Source organism: Klebsiella sp. 28, assembly GCF_018223905.1.
GTDB lineage: Bacteria > Pseudomonadota > Gammaproteobacteria > Enterobacterales > Enterobacteriaceae > Klebsiella > Klebsiella pneumoniae.
The window spans coordinates 86,832-103,067 of the sequence record NZ_JAGRQY010000009.1 but is presented as its reverse complement, the minus strand read 5'-3'; the positions used below and the strand labels follow the sequence as shown (position 1 = coordinate 103,067).

At 47.7% G+C, this 16,236-nt stretch carries 15 protein-coding genes and 1 tRNA gene; 10 read left to right on the top strand and 6 right to left on the bottom strand.

Annotated elements, in window-relative coordinates; translation table 11 throughout:
• Positions 1 to 742: 742 nt before the first annotated feature.
• Together KHQ28_RS01775 and KHQ28_RS01770 are read right to left on the bottom strand one after the other, a co-directional pair.
• Entirely contained in the window at positions 743 to 1,219 is a 477-nt protein-coding gene (locus KHQ28_RS01775) for a hypothetical protein (protein ID WP_048337905.1), read from the bottom strand.
• Positions 1,216 to 2,061: a winged helix-turn-helix domain-containing protein gene (locus tag KHQ28_RS01770; RefSeq protein WP_077261138.1), complete on the bottom strand. Its 846-nt coding sequence runs from the start codon at positions 2,059 to 2,061 to the stop codon at positions 1,216 to 1,218. The genes KHQ28_RS01775 and KHQ28_RS01770 overlap by 4 nt, the downstream gene beginning before the upstream one ends.
• Before the next feature lie 483 nt (positions 2,062 to 2,544).
• Between KHQ28_RS01770 and KHQ28_RS01765 the strand changes: the two genes are divergently transcribed.
• The 9 genes from KHQ28_RS01765 (at position 2,545) to KHQ28_RS01725 (ending at position 10,941) form a co-directional block, all read left to right on the top strand.
• The gene (locus KHQ28_RS01765; RefSeq protein ID WP_153591501.1) at positions 2,545 to 3,114 is read left to right on the top strand and encodes a hypothetical protein; all 570 of its coding nucleotides are present in this window, start codon (positions 2,545 to 2,547) and stop codon (positions 3,112 to 3,114) included.
• 206 nt (positions 3,115 to 3,320) lie between these two features.
• Positions 3,321 to 3,869: a type 1 fimbrial major subunit FimA gene (gene fimA, locus KHQ28_RS01760; protein WP_020325031.1), complete on the top strand. Its 549-nt coding sequence runs from the start codon at positions 3,321 to 3,323 to the stop codon at positions 3,867 to 3,869.
• A gap of 71 nt (positions 3,870 to 3,940) precedes the next feature.
• Entirely contained in the window at positions 3,941 to 4,480 is a 540-nt protein-coding gene (locus tag KHQ28_RS01755) for a fimbrial protein (RefSeq protein ID WP_022631439.1), read from the top strand.
• A gap of 130 nt (positions 4,481 to 4,610) precedes the next feature.
• A complete protein-coding gene (locus KHQ28_RS01750; protein WP_020806202.1) occupies positions 4,611 to 5,240 on the top strand; it encodes a fimbria/pilus periplasmic chaperone in 630 nt (209 codons plus the stop codon).
• Between the two features lie 80 nt (positions 5,241 to 5,320).
• The gene (locus tag KHQ28_RS01745) at positions 5,321 to 7,954 is read left to right on the top strand and encodes a fimbrial biogenesis usher protein (protein ID WP_032418350.1); all 2,634 of its coding nucleotides are present in this window, start codon (positions 5,321 to 5,323) and stop codon (positions 7,952 to 7,954) included.
• Between the two features lie 13 nt (positions 7,955 to 7,967).
• On the top strand, positions 7,968 to 8,495 hold the full coding sequence (locus KHQ28_RS01740) for a fimbrial protein (RefSeq protein WP_031281108.1): 528 nt from the start codon (positions 7,968 to 7,970) through the stop codon (positions 8,493 to 8,495).
• Positions 8,496 to 8,507: 12 nt separating this feature from the next.
• Positions 8,508 to 9,011 carry a fimbrial protein gene (locus KHQ28_RS01735; RefSeq protein WP_022631404.1) on the top strand — a complete coding sequence of 168 codons (504 nt, stop codon included), beginning with the start codon at positions 8,508 to 8,510 and terminating at the stop codon, positions 9,009 to 9,011.
• 17 nt (positions 9,012 to 9,028) lie between these two features.
• Positions 9,029 to 9,955: a fimbrial protein gene (locus KHQ28_RS01730; RefSeq protein WP_020806166.1), complete on the top strand. Its 927-nt coding sequence runs from the start codon at positions 9,029 to 9,031 to the stop codon at positions 9,953 to 9,955.
• 128 nt (positions 9,956 to 10,083) lie between these two features.
• Entirely contained in the window at positions 10,084 to 10,941 is an 858-nt protein-coding gene (locus KHQ28_RS01725; RefSeq protein WP_032418351.1) for an EAL domain-containing protein, read from the top strand.
• Positions 10,942 to 11,213: 272 nt separating this feature from the next.
• On the opposite strand, the gene KHQ28_RS01720 is transcribed toward KHQ28_RS01725, so the two are convergent.
• Positions 11,214 to 11,289: transfer RNA gene (locus KHQ28_RS01720), tRNA-Ile, on the bottom strand.
• A gap of 124 nt (positions 11,290 to 11,413) precedes the next feature.
• Here KHQ28_RS01720 and mug point away from each other — a divergent pair.
• Positions 11,414 to 11,920 carry a G/U mismatch-specific DNA glycosylase gene (mug, locus tag KHQ28_RS01715; protein ID WP_032418352.1) on the top strand — a complete coding sequence of 169 codons (507 nt, stop codon included), beginning with the start codon at positions 11,414 to 11,416 and terminating at the stop codon, positions 11,918 to 11,920.
• A gap of 99 nt (positions 11,921 to 12,019) precedes the next feature.
• Here mug and rpoD read toward each other — a convergent pair whose 3' ends face one another.
• From rpoD to rpsU, 3 genes are all read right to left on the bottom strand, one after another.
• The gene (gene rpoD / locus KHQ28_RS01710; RefSeq protein WP_004174339.1) at positions 12,020 to 13,861 is read right to left on the bottom strand and encodes an RNA polymerase sigma factor RpoD; all 1,842 of its coding nucleotides are present in this window, start codon (positions 13,859 to 13,861) and stop codon (positions 12,020 to 12,022) included.
• A 218-nt stretch (positions 13,862 to 14,079) separates the two neighbouring features.
• Positions 14,080 to 15,825 carry a DNA primase gene (dnaG, locus tag KHQ28_RS01705; protein WP_004149864.1) on the bottom strand — a complete coding sequence of 582 codons (1,746 nt, stop codon included), beginning with the start codon at positions 15,823 to 15,825 and terminating at the stop codon, positions 14,080 to 14,082.
• A gap of 111 nt (positions 15,826 to 15,936) precedes the next feature.
• Positions 15,937 to 16,152: a 30S ribosomal protein S21 gene (gene rpsU / locus KHQ28_RS01700; RefSeq protein WP_001144069.1), complete on the bottom strand. Its 216-nt coding sequence runs from the start codon at positions 16,150 to 16,152 to the stop codon at positions 15,937 to 15,939.
• Between the last annotated feature and the right edge of the window lie 84 nt (positions 16,153 to 16,236).

Below are 16,236 nucleotides of genomic sequence, written 5' to 3'. Positions count from 1 at the left end.
AATCAATAGGTTGCGTTATTTATCATTGACATAGATTGCCACTATTTACCAATGATTACCAATTATTCGCCATTTCTACCGCCCCTTAATTTAGCCATCAAGTTGCAATTTGTTATTAGTCTTATGTGACTTAATACATACCGGCTTTTACTGTGCTCAAAGTGATTGACCTGTAAGGCTCGCTCCAAGAATAGATTCAAAGTGAGAGAACTAGGTATGCGGGAAAGAAAATGGCTATCAATGATTCAGGCGATTATACCAATATGAACTCCTCCCTGAAAACAGTGCCAAGCTAAACCAGAAGTCTCCGGAAAGACGAAGATCTCTGATTTAGCACTACACTGAATTTGGGCCAGGGTCAGAAAACTTGAGCAATTAAAAATAGCGTGCAACTAAAACAGGGATTCTTACATTAGCTACTCAACCCATAAATAACATTGCTATTCAAACACTAACTGATATATCCCGTATTTTCATCCTATTGTGCGAGTCAGTAGTTGTATCTATGAGGGACACAAGGGATTCATTATGCACTGGTTTCATGAAAGGGTAACTCAGCCTATCCGAACAAGTCTTTAGAAATCTTGAACGCATTTTAGTTTAGTTGAAGTCTAATTTTTGATCGATTCAAAAAGGCTTTTTCAGGGTGAAAAAGCCTTTGTAAAGCTGAAAAAATGCAAATACTGGGACTATAAGATCTCGCCTACAGGGAGTGGCATCATATTCTGTTAACGAAGTTTACTTATTGTTCTGTGCAGTAAAAAGCAGGAGTAAATTCTTTAACAAAAATGTACCCACCGGGTTTTTGTGCGTATACTTGAAAACTGGTGCGGGCCCCATGTTCAGTATAGAATTCTGGAAGCAACTTTTTTAGACCATCTGGGCCTGCAGTATCTTGTAATGATATAGTAGTGGTTGTATTTTCAAGATAAACTCCCTCATTAATACGCTTATATTTGAAAAGAACAGTTCTGCTTATACTAAAAATACCTTTATTACCGTTATTCAGCACGCCAGATAAATTTGCTACTCCTTCATGACCAAGGAAAGAGTATTTCAAACGAATGGACAGTAGTTGATGCTCTTTATGAACATTAATGATAGCATCACAAGTCATTGTATCTGAGTGTTGTGCCTTCCATTCAGTCCAGTTGTCGATTGCCAACGAAACAAAAGTGATAAATAGGATAATTGCGGTAATTGAACCGACTATATTCATTCGAGATAGTAATCTGATTCGCATTCTTCCCCCGGCAGGAAAGTCCCGATACAGCGTATTACTGACATCCTTTGTATCGGATAGACTGAAGATAAGTATAAAGTTTCTCCTTCTTCACAGTCAGGAGGGTTCTGTTTTAGCAATTCATTTAATTCATGTTCATTCAGCAGGGCTGGATCTGTATATATGTCGCAATTTTTAACTTTAAGCTTTGTTTTTGTATAATGACTAAAGTAATTTTCCCTCTTTAAATTGTGAGCAGTATAGAACATCAGGATGCAGAAAAACAAAAGTAGCAGATTAGTTATCAGTATCATACCGTGCTTGTACCGGTTTTTTTTGATGATACCTTTTTCTTCTAACTGCTTAAAGTTATTTAGAAAGTGCTCATCAGCAGTGTTAATAGCTTCAGATGTGCTGAAAGGTATGTTCTTGGTGCCATTTATAGGTTCCAGGCAATTACTCACTGAAGTTACTATTGGGGTTATATCTAACCCATTGTCTATAGTTACACCTTTCCCATAATGAGTTGAAATTAGGCGTTTACCGGCACCTACTTTTTCCAGGCCTCTTCTGAGGTTCAGCATGTTTTGATAAAAAGTATTACTGCTAACAATCACTCCACGCTTACCCCACACTAGCTCTTTCATTTCATCTCTTGAGATCACTCTACCTTGATTCTCTATCAGGATCTTAAAACATTCTGATGCTGTACTCAGGAGGGTTACAGTTCGCCCATCAATTACATTACGAAGAGTATTTTCATTAGGACAAAAATGAATGTTACCTTCAATTGTGTATAAAGTCGGTTCTGAATGACACACCGACTCCTCTTCAAGCATGTTGCGCTCCTGTTAAGCAAAAAGAGAGGTTTTACTTAGTAAATCTTGTAATCAGGTTAATATAAGGAAAAATCTTAATCAAGATCAAGTTTAACCAGTTGATTTATCTAGGTAGTTGTGTTGGTTCTTAAGATTCTTTATCGCTTTTTCATATCAGCATCCTTATTACAAATGAGTTGTGTTGCAAAATTGTTAAATTTTATGTGTTGTACAAAGTCTATCGTCAAGGGATAAGAATCTCAATTTAAACTTAAGACTATTCTTTCATTTTTTTGGGGAGCTATCCGAGGGTAATCTTTGGGAAAGCCATCGTACAGATGATGCCAATTTCCATCTGCTGAGTTCAGCAGTGCTTATTTGTGACATAAGGAACATCCTGCGTTGAGGATAGCTGAAGGCGGTTAAATGAAGATAGTCGTTATTAGTGACAACTTTTTTTTTCGGAACGCGTTCGCTACGACTATTAAATCTAGTAAGACGGTAATGTCTGAGGATGCCTTTATTGTGAGCTCAAAGAGTTATGATGGAGCTATTGTGATCATCAGTATCGCAAATAAAGATGTCATGCTTAAAATTCTGGGTGAAGTAATGAAAATGAATGTGCTCAAAATATTTTTAGAACCGTTGCATTGGCCATCTAGAATGAATGTATTTAAAATGCACAATGTATATATAGTTCCCTACAGAATGAAACTAAATCAGTTTATAGAGACTATAGAAAGTTGTATGTTGGCATTGGCAAGCGTGATAAGCATCAATCCAGAAAAGATAAGAGGTTCGGAATGGAGCACGATGCTATATTTAATGAGCGGTATTTCAAACCGTCAACTTGCTTATATGCTTAAGACTTCAGAAAAAACCCTAAGCGGGAGAGTAAACAACTTAGCTATCAAACTCGGTTTGGTTGGTTTTAATAAAGCTTTGCAATTGAGAGCAATGAATTTGTTTTACCTGATTTATACCTTAAATAAGCCAGCTGAAAAAAGAAACTATTTTATGAAACAGCAAAAGGCCATTTTAGAATCTGTCAAAAAATGGTTTGCAATTGTGTAGTTTTTTATATTGGTTATGTGGCTGTTTTTTGATTTTTATTAATAAGCCATACTCAATTCATTTGTTGTGTATGGGATCCGTTGATATTGGCAAAAGGAAAAAGATGACATTAATTATACGATGATTTTTATTGTTAAGTAACATGCAGTTATTGAATTAGATGAAATTGAGTACATGACTAATTTTACTGAAAATAAGGGTTTTTTATGAATGCAAAAATTTTTGTAATTGCAGCGATGTCTGCTCTATCTTTAAGCTCCGCCGCGGCTTTGGCTAATACCACCACCGTTAATGGCGGTACAGTGCATTTTAAAGGCGAAGTCGTTAACGCAGCTTGTGCAGTAGATGCTGGTTCCATCGATCAAACTGTTCAGCTTGGCCAAGTTCGTTCGGCGAAACTGGCTACGGCAGGTAGCACTAGCTCCGCTGTTGGCTTCAATATTCAGTTAGACGATTGCGATACTTCCGTTGCTACCAAAGCGTCTGTTGCTTTCTCCGGTACCTCAGTTGATACAACTAACACCAGCGTTCTGGCGCTTCAGAATTCTGCTGCTGGTAGCGCTACCAATGTAGGCGTACAAATCCTTGATAAAACCGGTACCCCGCTGGCACTAGATGGAGCATCCTTCAGTGCAGCGACCACGTTGAACGACGGCACCAATATCATTCCTTTCCAGGCTCGTTATTACGCCACTGGCGCGGCGACAGCGGGTACTGCTAACGCTGACGCCACCTTCAAAGTGCAATACGAGTAATTTCAATATCAGACAGGGATGCGTTTTGGGCCAGGACGGCCCGTTATCCACAACGGGATTGGGGTAATAACGTGCAAGGAATGAAAACAGGTTTCCTGATGTTTCTGCTACCCCCGCTGGCGCTAGCTGGTGATCACTGGAACGTCATGGTAGCTGGGGGAAGTTTGCAATTCCATGGGGTCATTATTGCAGAGTCTTGCCGCGTGGAAGTAGGTGATCAGCAGATGACTGTGAATATGGGGCAAGTCAGCAGTAATCGCTTTCATTCAACAGGGGAGGATGCCAGCCCTGTGCCATTCGATATACACCTTCAAGATTGTAGTACAAAGGTCAGCCAGCAAGTCGGAGTATCGTTTCGCGGCGTAGCTGATGGAAAAAATCCAGATGTGCTCTCTGTAGGGGAGGGGCCGGGCATCGCTACTGGCATAGGTATCGCGTTTTTTAATAAAGAAGATCAGCTGATTCCCTTGAATGGTCCACCTTCCCTCTGGCAGAGGCTCTATACCGGTCCAACCACACTACATTTTGTAGCCAAGTATCGGGCAACTGGTAAGCAGGTCACTGGGGGGATGGCAAACGCACAAGTATGGTTTTCTCTCACCTACCAGTAATAAACCTGCGGACATTTGACAAATAGGTAATACCGTAAGCACAAAAGGAGTGAATGTGAATAAAAGATTGCGAATTACAAGAAGATTTTGGGTGGGGCTCTTTTTACTAGCCACAAGCAGTTATTCGACCATGGTACAGGCTGGTGTCGCGCTCGGTGCTACCCGGGTTATTTATCCAGCTGGACAAAAACAAGTGCAGTTGGGTGTAACAAATAATGATGATAGTAATACCTATTTGATCCAGTCTTGGATAGAAAATTCTGAAAATGAAAAAGATGGTCGTTTCGTCATTACACCACCACTTTTCGCTATGCAAGGAAAAAAAGAGAATATTTTACGGATTATTGACGCTACTAATAACCAGTTGCCGCAGGATCGGGAAAGTTTATTTTGGGTTAATGTTAAAGCCATCCCATCAATGGACAAATCCAAACTTAGCGATAATACCTTACAGTTAGCGATTATCAGTCGCATTAAACTCTATTATCGTCCGGCGAAATTAGCGCTAGCGCCTGATCAAGCAGCGGAAAAGCTCACTTTTAGCCGCAGTGGATCATCGTTGACGCTTACGAATCCTACTCCTTATTACCTGACGGTGACCGAGCTCAACGCCGGAACCCGGATACTGGAAAACGCGTTGGTGCCGCCGATGGGTAAAACTTCAGTTAAATTGCCTCCAGATGCTGGTAGCCGCATCACTTATCGCACAATTAATGATTACGGAGCACTGACTCCAACGATGAATGGTGTATTGCGTTAATGTCGGAGCGGTCCGTTGGCGGGCCACGTCACAAATAACAATAAGAACTGACAACCGGGCGAATTCAGACCGGAGGGACTATGTCACATCTCAAATATGGACTGGACCGTTTTGGTTCCTCTAGCACAAGGTTTCTTCCTTGCGCTATCTCTGCTATGGCTAAACTCTTTATGGCGTTCTTTTTTATTCTGTCGGAGGGGCATGCGCAGACAGAGATCTATTTCAACCCGCGCTTTTTAGCTGACGATCCTGCTTCAGTGGCGGATCTGTCTGACTTTGAAAATGGACAGGAGGTACCGCCCGGCACTTACCGCGTCGATATCTACCTGAACGATGGATTTATTACCACGCGCGATGTCACCTTTAACCTCGGCGAAAAAGGTCATGGATTAGATCCTTGCCTGGCCCGCAGCCAGCTGGCTGGGATGGGCGTGAACATCGAGGGGATAAAAGGAATCGATCGCCCTACCGCCGATACCTGCGTTCCGCTAACCAAACTTATAAACGGTGCGACGACTCATTTTGATGTTGGTCTGCAACGGTTATATCTCACCGTACCTCAGGCTTTTATGGGCAATCGTGCGCGTGGCTATATTCCGCCCGAACAATGGGATGCCGGCATTAATGCTGGATTGCTCAACTATAACTTCACTGGTAACAATGTGCATAACGATACCGGCGGCGGCAGCAATTATGCTTGGTTAAACTTGCAAAGTGGACTTAACCTCGGTGCCTGGCGGCTACGCGATAATACTACCTGGAATTACACTAGTGACGACGGTACTTCACGCAACAAAAATAAGTGGCAACACGTTAATACTTGGCTGGAGCGCGATATTACGCCCCTACGTTCACGCCTGACCCTAGGAGATAGTTATACCAATGGAGATATTTTTGACGGCTTCAATTTCCGTGGTACTCAACTCGCCAGTGATGACAACATGTTGCCGGATAGCCAGAGAGGCTTTGCGCCAGTAATCCATGGTATTGCCCGTAGCACTGCTCAGGTCTCTATCAAACAAAATGGCTATGAGATTTATCAGAGTACAGTACCGCCTGGTCCCTTCGCAATTAACGATCTTTATGCTGCGAGTAGTGGTGGCGACCTACAGGTCACAATTAAAGAAAACGATGGTACCCGTCAGGTCTTTAGCGTGCCGTGGTCAACGGTACCCGTGCTACAGCGTGAAGGGTATACCCGCTATGCGTTGACAGCCGGAGAGTATCGTAGTGGCAACGTTCAGCAGGAAGAGCCTAAGTTCTTTCAGGGGACTGTTTTACATGGTTTACCCACCGGATGGACAATTTATGGTGGCGCTCAACTTGCTGAACGTTACCGAGCCGTGAACCTCGGCATGGGAAAAAATATGGGTGATTTTGGTGCCCTTTCACTGGACATTACTCAGGCGAACGCCACGTTGTCTGACTACAGCGATCATCAGGGACAGTCAATTCGCTTTCTGTATAACAAGGCGCTGAGCGATGTAGGTACTAATATCCAGTTAGTGGGTTATCGCTATTCTACAAAAGGTTATTACAATTTTGCTGATACTGCCTATCGCCGGATGAGCGGTTACGACGTACAGACTCAGGATGGCGTTATTCAGGTGAAACCGAAATTCACTGATTACTACAACCTTACCTGGAACAAGCGCGGCAAAGTACAGGTGAATGTTACCCAACAGTTAGGACGTACTGCCACGCTTTATTTGAGCGGCAGCAATCAAACCTACTGGACAACAGGTAAGGCAGACCAGCAGTTGCAAGCAGGACTGAGCGCCGCGGTTGAAGATATCAACTGGACGCTAAGTTACAGCCTGACCAAAAACGCTTGGCAGCAAGGACGTGACCAGATGCTGGCGGTTAACGTCAATATTCCATTTAGTCATTGGCTTCGTTCTGACAGCCAATCCTTATGGCGCCACACCTCCGCTAGCTACAGTATGTCACACGATCTTAATGGCCGAATGACCAATCTGGCCGGGATTTACGGCACTCTTCTGGAAGATAACAACCTGAGCTATAGCGTACAAACTGGCTATGCCAATGGAGGAGAAACCGATACTAGCAGCACTGGCTATGCCGCACTGAACTACCGTGGCGGCTACGGTAGTGCCAATCTTGGCTACAGTCGCAATGATGGATTCAGGCAACTCTATTATGGCGTCAGTGGAGGCGTGCTGGCTCACGGGGACGGTGTGACCTTAAGCCAACCGCTGAATGATACAGTGGTACTAGTGAAAGCGCCGGGTGCGGATGGGGTCAAAGTGGAAAACCAGACCGGTGTGACCACCGACTGGCGTGGTTATGCGGTTGTGCCTTACGCCACTGAGTATCGGGAAAACCGAGTGGCTCTTGATACCAATACACTTGCAGATAATGTTGACCTTGATGATGCAGTAGTCAGCGTGGTGCCCACCCACGGCGCGATTGTGCGAGCAGATTTCAAAGCCCATGTTGGTGTCAAGTTGCTGATAACCCTGACCCGTAAAGGTAAACCGGTACCGTTCGGTGCAATGGTGACTTCAGGCAGCAGTCAGAGCGGCAGTATTGTAGCTGATAACGGTCAGGCCTATATGAGTGGCATGCCGCTTGCTGGAAGCCTACAGGTTAAATGGGGTGAAGGGGTGGGAGCTAGCTGTGTGGCCCGTTACCGCTTGCCGGAGGAGAGTCAGCGGCAGTCGCTGAGCCAGCTATCGGCAGAATGCCGTTAAGGAACGCATGATAATGGATACACCACTTAACCTTCTGAGAGCTGCACTGATCTTAATCTGTGCGAACGCTTTTGCGGCTGACAGTACCATATCAATCAGCGGCTATGTGCGCGATAACGCTTGTGCGGTCGCCATCGAATCGAAAGAATTTACCGTCGACCTGATGAATAATGCTGTGAAACAGTTCAGTGCCGTTGGATCTGTCACTCCAGCGTTACCGTTTCGCATCGTGTTATCACCTTGCGGCAGCTCGGCTACGGCAGTGAAAGTTGGCTTTACCGGCACTCCGGATAGCAATAATGACAAACTTTTAAAAATCGATAGTGATGCTTTTGCCGCATCGGGGATGGCGGTACAGATCCTGGACAATCAGCAAACGATGCTGCCCATAAATGCGGCTGCATCATCAATCGCTTGGACGAATTTGACACCTGGGCAGACCAATATCTTGGGTTTTTATGCGCGGCTGATGGCAACCCGTGTACCAGTCACCGCTGGCCATGTTTATGCGACAGCAACCTTTACCCTTGAATTCCAGTAACCGGAGGTTTTAATGAAATATCGATTTGCAGGAGCGCTACTGGTGGGGTTACTGTCCATGAGCGTCAGCACGTCACAGGGCGCCGATATCAACATTACGGTGAACGGTCGAGTGGTGGCCAGGCCGTGTAATATCGCAACTACCAACGCTAGTATAGATCTCGGCGATCTCTTTACCTTCAGCCTAAAGTCAGCTGGTTCCACTTCAGCGTGGCACGACACGGCGCTTAGTTTAACCAACTGTCCAATTGGCACCTCGCGGGTGGTCGCTACCTTTAGCGGTATGGTGGACAATACAGGTTATTATAAAAATCAGGGAACAGCGGGCAATATTCAGCTCGAATTGCAGGACGACAGCGGTAGGAGACTTAATAATGGGGCAGCGAAGTTAGTACAAGTTGACGATAGCTCTCAGTCGGCGAGTTTTCCGCTCAAGGTACGGGTACTATCTGTGAAAGGTGGTGCTACCCAGGGAACTATTCAGGCGGTTATTAACGTCACCTACAGCTATGCTTGAGCAAGGAGAATATGTGAATGAATAAACTTATCCCTCAGTTTACCGTCTTGCTATTAGCAGGCTGGTCTATCAATGTTTGGGCATTTTCTTGTATGGATGCTTCAGGCCAAACTCTTCACAGTATGGCTGGTCCTGGTTCTGTGAATGTATACGTCAATCTTCAGCCCACTATTGCAGTAGGGCAGAACTTAGTTGTTGATATTTCCCGTTCAGTGGTGTGTAGGAATGATGCTCCTACACATCGTAATGATAATGTTATGATGCTTTTTGGTTCGATGTATGGTGGGGCTCTATCTAACTTTACTGGTACTCTTCGATACTATGGCTCTTCCTATACTTTTCCATTGAGAAGCGCTACATCTCCTCATAATTTTACATCAGGTAGTTATGTACCCTGGAATACTCAGCTTTACTTAACTCCAATTTCTGCAGCGAGTAGTGTCGCGATTAAAGGTGGTACGAGATTCGCACAGTTAGTAATGTATCAGGTAGGGTCTGATATTACGAGCGGAGGTAATATTCAGACCGTAAAATTTACATGGAACTTATACTCAATGAGAGATGTAGTCGTCCCTACTGGTGGCTGCGATGTTTCTGCCAGAGATGTCACAATGACGCTTCCTAATTATCCGGGATCGATGGCCGTGCCGGTTACCGTTCATTGCGCACAGAATCAAAATCTTAGTTACTATCTCTCCGGTACGACTACAGATAGTGCAAATTCGATATTTGCTAACACTGCTTCTGCCTCTCCAGCACAGGGCGTTGGCGTGCAAATGACACGTAATGGAGCGATTGTTTCTGCAAACAACACTATCTCTTTGGGGACGGTAGGCCCTTCACCGGTGAATCTCGGTTTAACTGCGAATTATGCCCGTACCATAGGTCAGGTTACTGCGGGAAATGTTCAGTCCCTCATCGGAGTAACATTTATCTATCAGTAAATTTACGGTCAGTGAAAGATATATAATATTCTGTTTTACAGCTTGAAAAATTCAATGTCGCCATTTGGATATATATATTTACGGCGTCGTCCAAACTCTACTTTAAGTAAAGATCTTCAGGATTAATAATGATGGTTGAGTCTTTTACGCAGCAGGTCAACTGCTTTACGGATAGCCGAAAAGAATGCCAGGCAGTGCAAGCTTTGGCCACGCCCACCCCTTTTGAAAGCGAGCTAGTTCATGCCATTCAGAACGGTCAGGTCTATCCTGTCTTCCAGCCCATTGTCGATATCCATCTGCATATTAAAGGCATTGAAGTGCTCTCGCGTTGGCGAAAGGACGGCGTCGTTCTGCTACCAACCGAGTTTCTGCCGAACATACAGTCAGAAGCCATTTGGTTCTCGCTTACAGCTTTCGTTCTGCAAGAAGCGGTGCAGGGTATCAATCGCTATCAGGGCGAATTTTATTTTACCGTCAATATACCGACCTGCATCGCGCACCATCACCATCTTATCTGTTTGATGGAAACTGCATGGTTGCAGTTGCATAATCCGCTGTGGGCCGATTGTCTGGTGTTAGAATTTGCTGAAACTGTCGACCTCACACAACAAGGAAATACGATAGCGAATATGCGGAAAATTCAAGAACGAGGCTTTCGTATCTTTCTTGATGACTGTTTTTCGCAAAACAGCGTGATTTTTCCGATAAGGTTGGCACGTTTTTGCGGTTACAAACTGGATAAGAGTATTATTAACGATTTCCAACGCGACCCACATGCTATGGCATTGATAAAAAGTCTTATCTATTACTGCCAGTTAACGCAGAGCGATTGCATCGCAGAGGGGGTAGACAGTTTGGAAAAGTTCAATAAATTGAAGGGGATGGGGTTGGTTTTTTTCCAAGGCTATTTGTTTTCGCAGCCGGTTGAACTTGAACACATGATGTGCATGATAAAGAAATCTAAAGATTGTTTTAATATTCAATAAATTGATAAAAGTAATTGTTGTATGTGCATATTGCCAGACTTTTCTTGTTAGTTTTAACGATACCGGAGTTATCTTTTATCGATTGCTGCGCTGAAAATGGGAATAAAGGACGAGTTATTCTGGTTTTGTTAACTTAACGGGATGTTTACAAAGCATCAATGTCAGAGAATTGCCTGGCGGTTTGTGCAGCTGTCCTGTCGCCATCCCATTACGAGGCAACAAAAAAGCCACTCGAAAAAGTGGCTTTTTTGTTTGATTTTAAAGCTAAAATTTGGTGGCCCCTGTTGGGTTTGAACCAACGACCAAGCGATTATGAGTCGCCTGCTCTAACCACTGAGCTAAGGGGCCGTGGCGAGGGATTATAAAGTAACTGGCGATTGCAATCCAGCGTAAAGCGCGCAGCTGCTGTTTTTATAAGCAATGCATTTTCAATCCTTTATAATCATGTTTTAGCCATACAGCCGGAGAAAACATGATTAGCGATATCCTTGCGCCGGGCCTGCGCGTTGTCTTTTGCGGTATCAACCCGGGGAAGTCCTCCGCCCATACCGGCTTTCATTTTGCCCATCCTGGCAATCGCTTCTGGAAGGTCATCCATCAGGCCGGGTTCACCGATCGGCAGCTCAGGCCGGAAGAGGAGCTGCAGCTGCTGGATACGCGCTGCGGCATCACCATGCTGGTAGAGCGTCCGACGGTGCAGGCCAGCGAGGTCGCCTTGCAGGAGTTACGCAGCGGCGGCCGTGAGCTGGTGCGGAAAATTGAGGAGTATCAGCCGCAGGCCCTGGCGGTGCTCGGCAAGCAGGCCTTCGAGCTGGCCTTTAACCAGCGCGGCGCGAAGTGGGGGAAACAGGCTATGAGCATCGGGACGACCCAGGTGTGGGTGCTGCCTAATCCCAGCGGCTTAAACCGGGCGACGCTCGATAAGCTGGTGGCGGCCTATCGTGAACTGGACGATGCCCTGGCAACCCGCGGCCAGTAGCGGAGAGAGGCGACTTTCCCGGGATGGCCACCTGAACGCCATAAAAAAAGCTCCCCGCAGGGAGCTTTTTAACAGGCTGTAGACGATGCCCCGCGACGATTAATCGTCGAGGAAGCTACGCAGCACTTCAGAACGGCTCGGGTGGCGCAGTTTACGCAGCGCCTTCGCTTCGATCTGACGGATACGTTCGCGGGTAACGTCGAACTGTTTACCCACTTCTTCCAGCGTGTGGTCGGTGTTCATGTCGATACCGAAACGCATACGCAGCACTTTCGCTTCACGAGCGGTGAGGCCGGCCAGCACGTCATGCGTTGCCGCGCGCAGGCTCTCGGTGGTAGCAGAATCCAGCGGCAGCTCGAGGGTGGTATCCTCGATGAAATCCCCCAGATGCGAATCTTCATCGTCGCCGATCGGCGTTTCCATGGAGATAGGCTCTTTGGCGATCTTCAGCACTTTACGGATTTTGTCTTCCGGCATCAGCATACGCTCAGCCAGCTCTTCCGGGGTCGGTTCACGGCCCATCTCCTGCAGCATCTGACGGGAGATACGGTTGAGCTTGTTAATGGTCTCAATCATATGCACCGGAATACGGATGGTGCGCGCCTGGTCCGCGATAGAGCGGGTGATGGCCTGACGGATCCACCAGGTGGCGTAGGTCGAGAACTTGTAGCCGCGACGGTATTCGAACTTATCGACCGCTTTCATCAGACCGATGTTGCCTTCCTGAATCAGGTCGAGGAACTGCAGACCGCGGTTGGTGTATTTCTTGGCGATAGAGATAACCAGACGCAGGTTCGCTTCAACCATCTCTTTCTTCGCACGACGGGCTTTCGCTTCGCCGATGGACATGCGACGGTTGATATCTTTAACCTGCTCGATGGTCAGGCCGGTCTCTTCTTCAATCTGCTGCAGCTTCTGCAGGCCGCGCTGCACATCTTCTTTCACTTCCAGCAGCTTCTCAGACCACGGCTTGTTCATTGCCACCGCGGCGTTGAACCAGGTTTCGCTGGTTTCGTTGCCGGTGAACAGGGTGATGAAGTTTTTCTTCGGCATTTTGCACTGCTCAACGCACAGCTTCATGATGATACGTTCCTGAGTACGAACGCGATCCATCATGCTGCGCATGCTGTTGACCAGGTAATCGAACTGCTTCGGCACCAGGCGGAACTGCTTGAAGACTTCAGACAGCTTCAGGATCTCTTCCTGGGCGGCGGCATGGCTACGACCTTTGGCTTTGATGGTGTCGCGCGTCAGCTCGTACTGGGTACGCAGCTCGGCGAATTTCTCACGGGCCAGCTCTGGGTCGATGCTGTTGTCGTCATCGCTGTTGTCGTCGGCGTCTTCATCTTCGTCTTCGTCTTCGTCGTCATCCATCTCTTCCTGAGACAGCTCGGAGCCAACGTGGGTGGCGGTTGGCGCCATATCTTCTTCGGCGTTCGGATCGACGAAACCGGTGATCAGATCGGACAGACGGGCTTCTTCCGCTTCAACGCGGTCGTACTGCTCAAGCAGGTAGGTGATCGCTTCCGGATATTCGGCAACGGAGCACTGCACCTGATTGATGCCGTCTTCGATGCGTTTGGCGATGTCAATTTCGCCTTCACGGGTCAGCAGCTCTACGGTACCCATTTCACGCATGTACATACGCACCGGGTCGGTCGTGCGCCCGATTTCGGATTCCACGCTGGAGAGCACCTGCGCGGCGGCTTCGGCAGCATCTTCATCCGCGGTGTTTTCGGCAAGCATCAGATCATCGGCATCCGGTGCTTCTTCCATCACCTGAATACCCATGTCGTTGATCATTTGGATGATGTCTTCGATCTGATCGGAATCGACGATATCTTCCGGCAGATGGTCATTGACCTCGGCATAGGTCAGATAGCCTTGCTCCTTACCACGTTGGACAAGAAGCTTCAGCTGTGACTGCGGGTTTTGCTCCATAAGACGGTATCCACACTTAATTCGTTTGATTGGTGTCGGCAGACGGGCTGTCGACATTTAAAGCGAGGGCGTACTTATATTATTGCCGCTGCGCCTCTGCGCGGCTGTCGGGGGCTTCCCGATCGATACTCGGCACTTAAGCCGTTAAATACTTTTCCTTCACGTTGTTCTGCGTTTTCTTACTGCTTTGATACAACGTGAAGGATATTGTCTGTCATTTATTTTTTCGCCAGCTCCTGGCTGATGGTCCAGAGCTCCCGGCGTTCTTCACTGCTTAAACCGTGTGTGCGATCGCGAGCTATCAACTCTTCCTGTCGCAGTTCCAGCAGTGAATCAAACATATGGTTGAGCGAGTCGGTGAAGGTTTGTTCAGCGATGTCTTTATCTGCTATATCGTCCCACATCGACAGTTTTTCAAGGGTTGCCGCCTCTTTTGTGCCGCGATATTGCTCTAAAAGTTGCCCGGTTGTCAGACCAGGCTGCGCCAGACAGCTCTTCACCAGTTCGCTGAACAGGCTCAGTCCCGGCATTTTGCGCGAGTCCAGTCCCTCCAGCGGCGGGACTAACGGCGCCAGATCCGGGTTTTGCACCAGCAGTCCTATCAGTATACGCATGGTCGTGCGTTTTAGCTGCGGTGCGGGACGCGGCGCGCCATTTTCCGCCTGTTTTGGCATTAATCGTTCAAGCTGCGCGTCATCTAAAATGCCCAGCTTATTGCCCAACTCCTGACGCAAATAGATGCGCAGCGTTTCGCCCGGGACCTGGGTTATCAGCGGCAGCGCCAGCGTGCTCAGCTGCGCGCGCCCGTCCGGAGTACTCAGATCGACCTGCGGCAGCAGGCTGTTAAACAAGAACGTGGAGAGCGGCTGAGCCTGCTCCATCCGCGCCTCGAACGCCGCTTTGCCCTCTTTACGCACCAGCGTATCCGGGTCTTCGCCGTCAGGCAGAAACATAAAGCGTAGCTGGCGACCATCGGTCATGTACGGCAGCGCCGTCTCCAGCGCGCGCCAGGCGGCATCGCGGCCGGCCCGGTCGCCGTCGTAGCAGCAGATGACGTTATTCGTCACCCGGAACAGCAGCTGGATATGGTCGGCCGTGGTCGAGGTACCCAGCGAGGCCACGGCATAATTAATGTCGTACTGCGCCAGCGCCACGACGTCCATATACCCTTCGACAACCAGCAAACGCGGTGGTTCGGGGTTATCCTGCTGCGCTTCATACAGGCCATACAGCTGGCGGCCTTTATGGAATATGTCGGTTTCCGGGGAGTTCAGATACTTCGGCAGGGCATCGCCCAGCACCCGTCCGCCAAACCCAATCACCCGGCCTCGCTTATCGCGGATGGGGAACATCACCCGTTCGCGGAAGCGGTCGTAACTGCGTCCCTGATCGTTGGTGACCAGCATGCCGGCATCAATAAGCGACTGGCGGTTTTCCTGATTGCCGCCAAACCGTTTTAAAACGTTATCCCAACCTGGGGGAGCATAGCCGATGGCAAAGCGCGTAATCACCTCGCTGCTTAACCCCCGTTTCGCCAGGTACTGGCGCGCAGGATCGGCGGCGGGCTGCATCAGAGACTGTTGATAAAACGCATTCAGACCATCCAGTAACTGGTAGAGGTTCTGCCGTTGATGGCGCTCTATCTGGCTGGGTCCGTTGCCTGCTTCATAAGGCACTTCGAGGTTGTGCATGGCGGCCAGCTCTTCGACCGTTTCCACGAACTCGAGCTTGTCGTAGTTCATCAGGAAGTCGATAGCATTGCCGTGCGCCCCGCAGCCGAAGCAGTGGTAAAACTGTTTTTCACCGTTGACGGTGAAAGAGGGGGTTTTTTCGTTATGGAACGGACAGCACGCGTGAAAATTTTTGCCCTGCTTTTTCAGCTTTACCCGCGCATCGATCAGATCGACGATGTCGGTTCTGGCAAGCAGATCGCTAATAAATACACGTGGAATTCGTCCAGCCATAAGCCCCGTTATTTCTGATGACTATAAACGAAAATAAGCCGCGCATTCCTTTCGGAAGCACGGCCTTACAACTACAACTCGGTCTGAATTGAGAGCGTCGCTCTCAACAGATTAGTACAGACGAGTACGGCGTGCGTTTTCGCGAGCCAGTTTCTTCGCGTGACGTTTCACTGCAGAAGCTTTAGCGCGCTTACGTTCGGTAGTCGGTTTTTCATAGAACTCACGACGACGAACTTCCGCCAGAACACCTGCTTTTTCGCAGGAACGCTTGAAGCGACGCAGAGCTACGTCGAACGGCTCGTTTTCACGTACTTTAATTACCGGCATGTGCCTCTCACCTTTGATTAATTCGGTTTGCCGCTGGCCGCAATGCCAGCTTATTTCAAAATGGTGCGGAATTTTACTGCAACT

What these genes read in the sequence shown, in the direction of transcription:
- KHQ28_RS01775 (WP_048337905.1), bottom strand. Translation starts at nt 1,219, where the DNA reads ATGAATATAGTCGGTTCAATTACCGCAATTATCCTATTTATCACTTTT.
- KHQ28_RS01770 (WP_077261138.1), bottom strand. Translation starts at nt 2,061, where the DNA reads ATGCTTGAAGAGGAGTCGGTGTGTCATTCAGAACCGACTTTATACACA.
- KHQ28_RS01765 (WP_153591501.1), top strand. Translation starts at nt 2,545, where the DNA reads ATGTCTGAGGATGCCTTTATTGTGAGCTCAAAGAGTTATGATGGAGCT.
- fimA (WP_020325031.1), top strand. Translation starts at nt 3,321, where the DNA reads ATGAATGCAAAAATTTTTGTAATTGCAGCGATGTCTGCTCTATCTTTA.
- KHQ28_RS01750 (WP_020806202.1), top strand. Translation starts at nt 4,611, where the DNA reads ATGGTACAGGCTGGTGTCGCGCTCGGTGCTACCCGGGTTATTTATCCA.
- KHQ28_RS01745 (WP_032418350.1), top strand. Translation starts at nt 5,321, where the DNA reads ATGTCACATCTCAAATATGGACTGGACCGTTTTGGTTCCTCTAGCACA.
- KHQ28_RS01740 (WP_031281108.1), top strand. Translation starts at nt 7,968, where the DNA reads ATGGATACACCACTTAACCTTCTGAGAGCTGCACTGATCTTAATCTGT.
- KHQ28_RS01735 (WP_022631404.1), top strand. Translation starts at nt 8,508, where the DNA reads ATGAAATATCGATTTGCAGGAGCGCTACTGGTGGGGTTACTGTCCATG.
- KHQ28_RS01730 (WP_020806166.1), top strand. Translation starts at nt 9,029, where the DNA reads ATGAATAAACTTATCCCTCAGTTTACCGTCTTGCTATTAGCAGGCTGG.
- KHQ28_RS01725 (WP_032418351.1), top strand. Translation starts at nt 10,084, where the DNA reads ATGATGGTTGAGTCTTTTACGCAGCAGGTCAACTGCTTTACGGATAGC.
- mug (WP_032418352.1), top strand. Translation starts at nt 11,414, where the DNA reads ATGATTAGCGATATCCTTGCGCCGGGCCTGCGCGTTGTCTTTTGCGGT.
- rpoD (WP_004174339.1), bottom strand. Translation starts at nt 13,861, where the DNA reads ATGGAGCAAAACCCGCAGTCACAGCTGAAGCTTCTTGTCCAACGTGGT.
- dnaG (WP_004149864.1), bottom strand. Translation starts at nt 15,825, where the DNA reads ATGGCTGGACGAATTCCACGTGTATTTATTAGCGATCTGCTTGCCAGA.
- rpsU (WP_001144069.1), bottom strand. Translation starts at nt 16,152, where the DNA reads ATGCCGGTAATTAAAGTACGTGAAAACGAGCCGTTCGACGTAGCTCTG.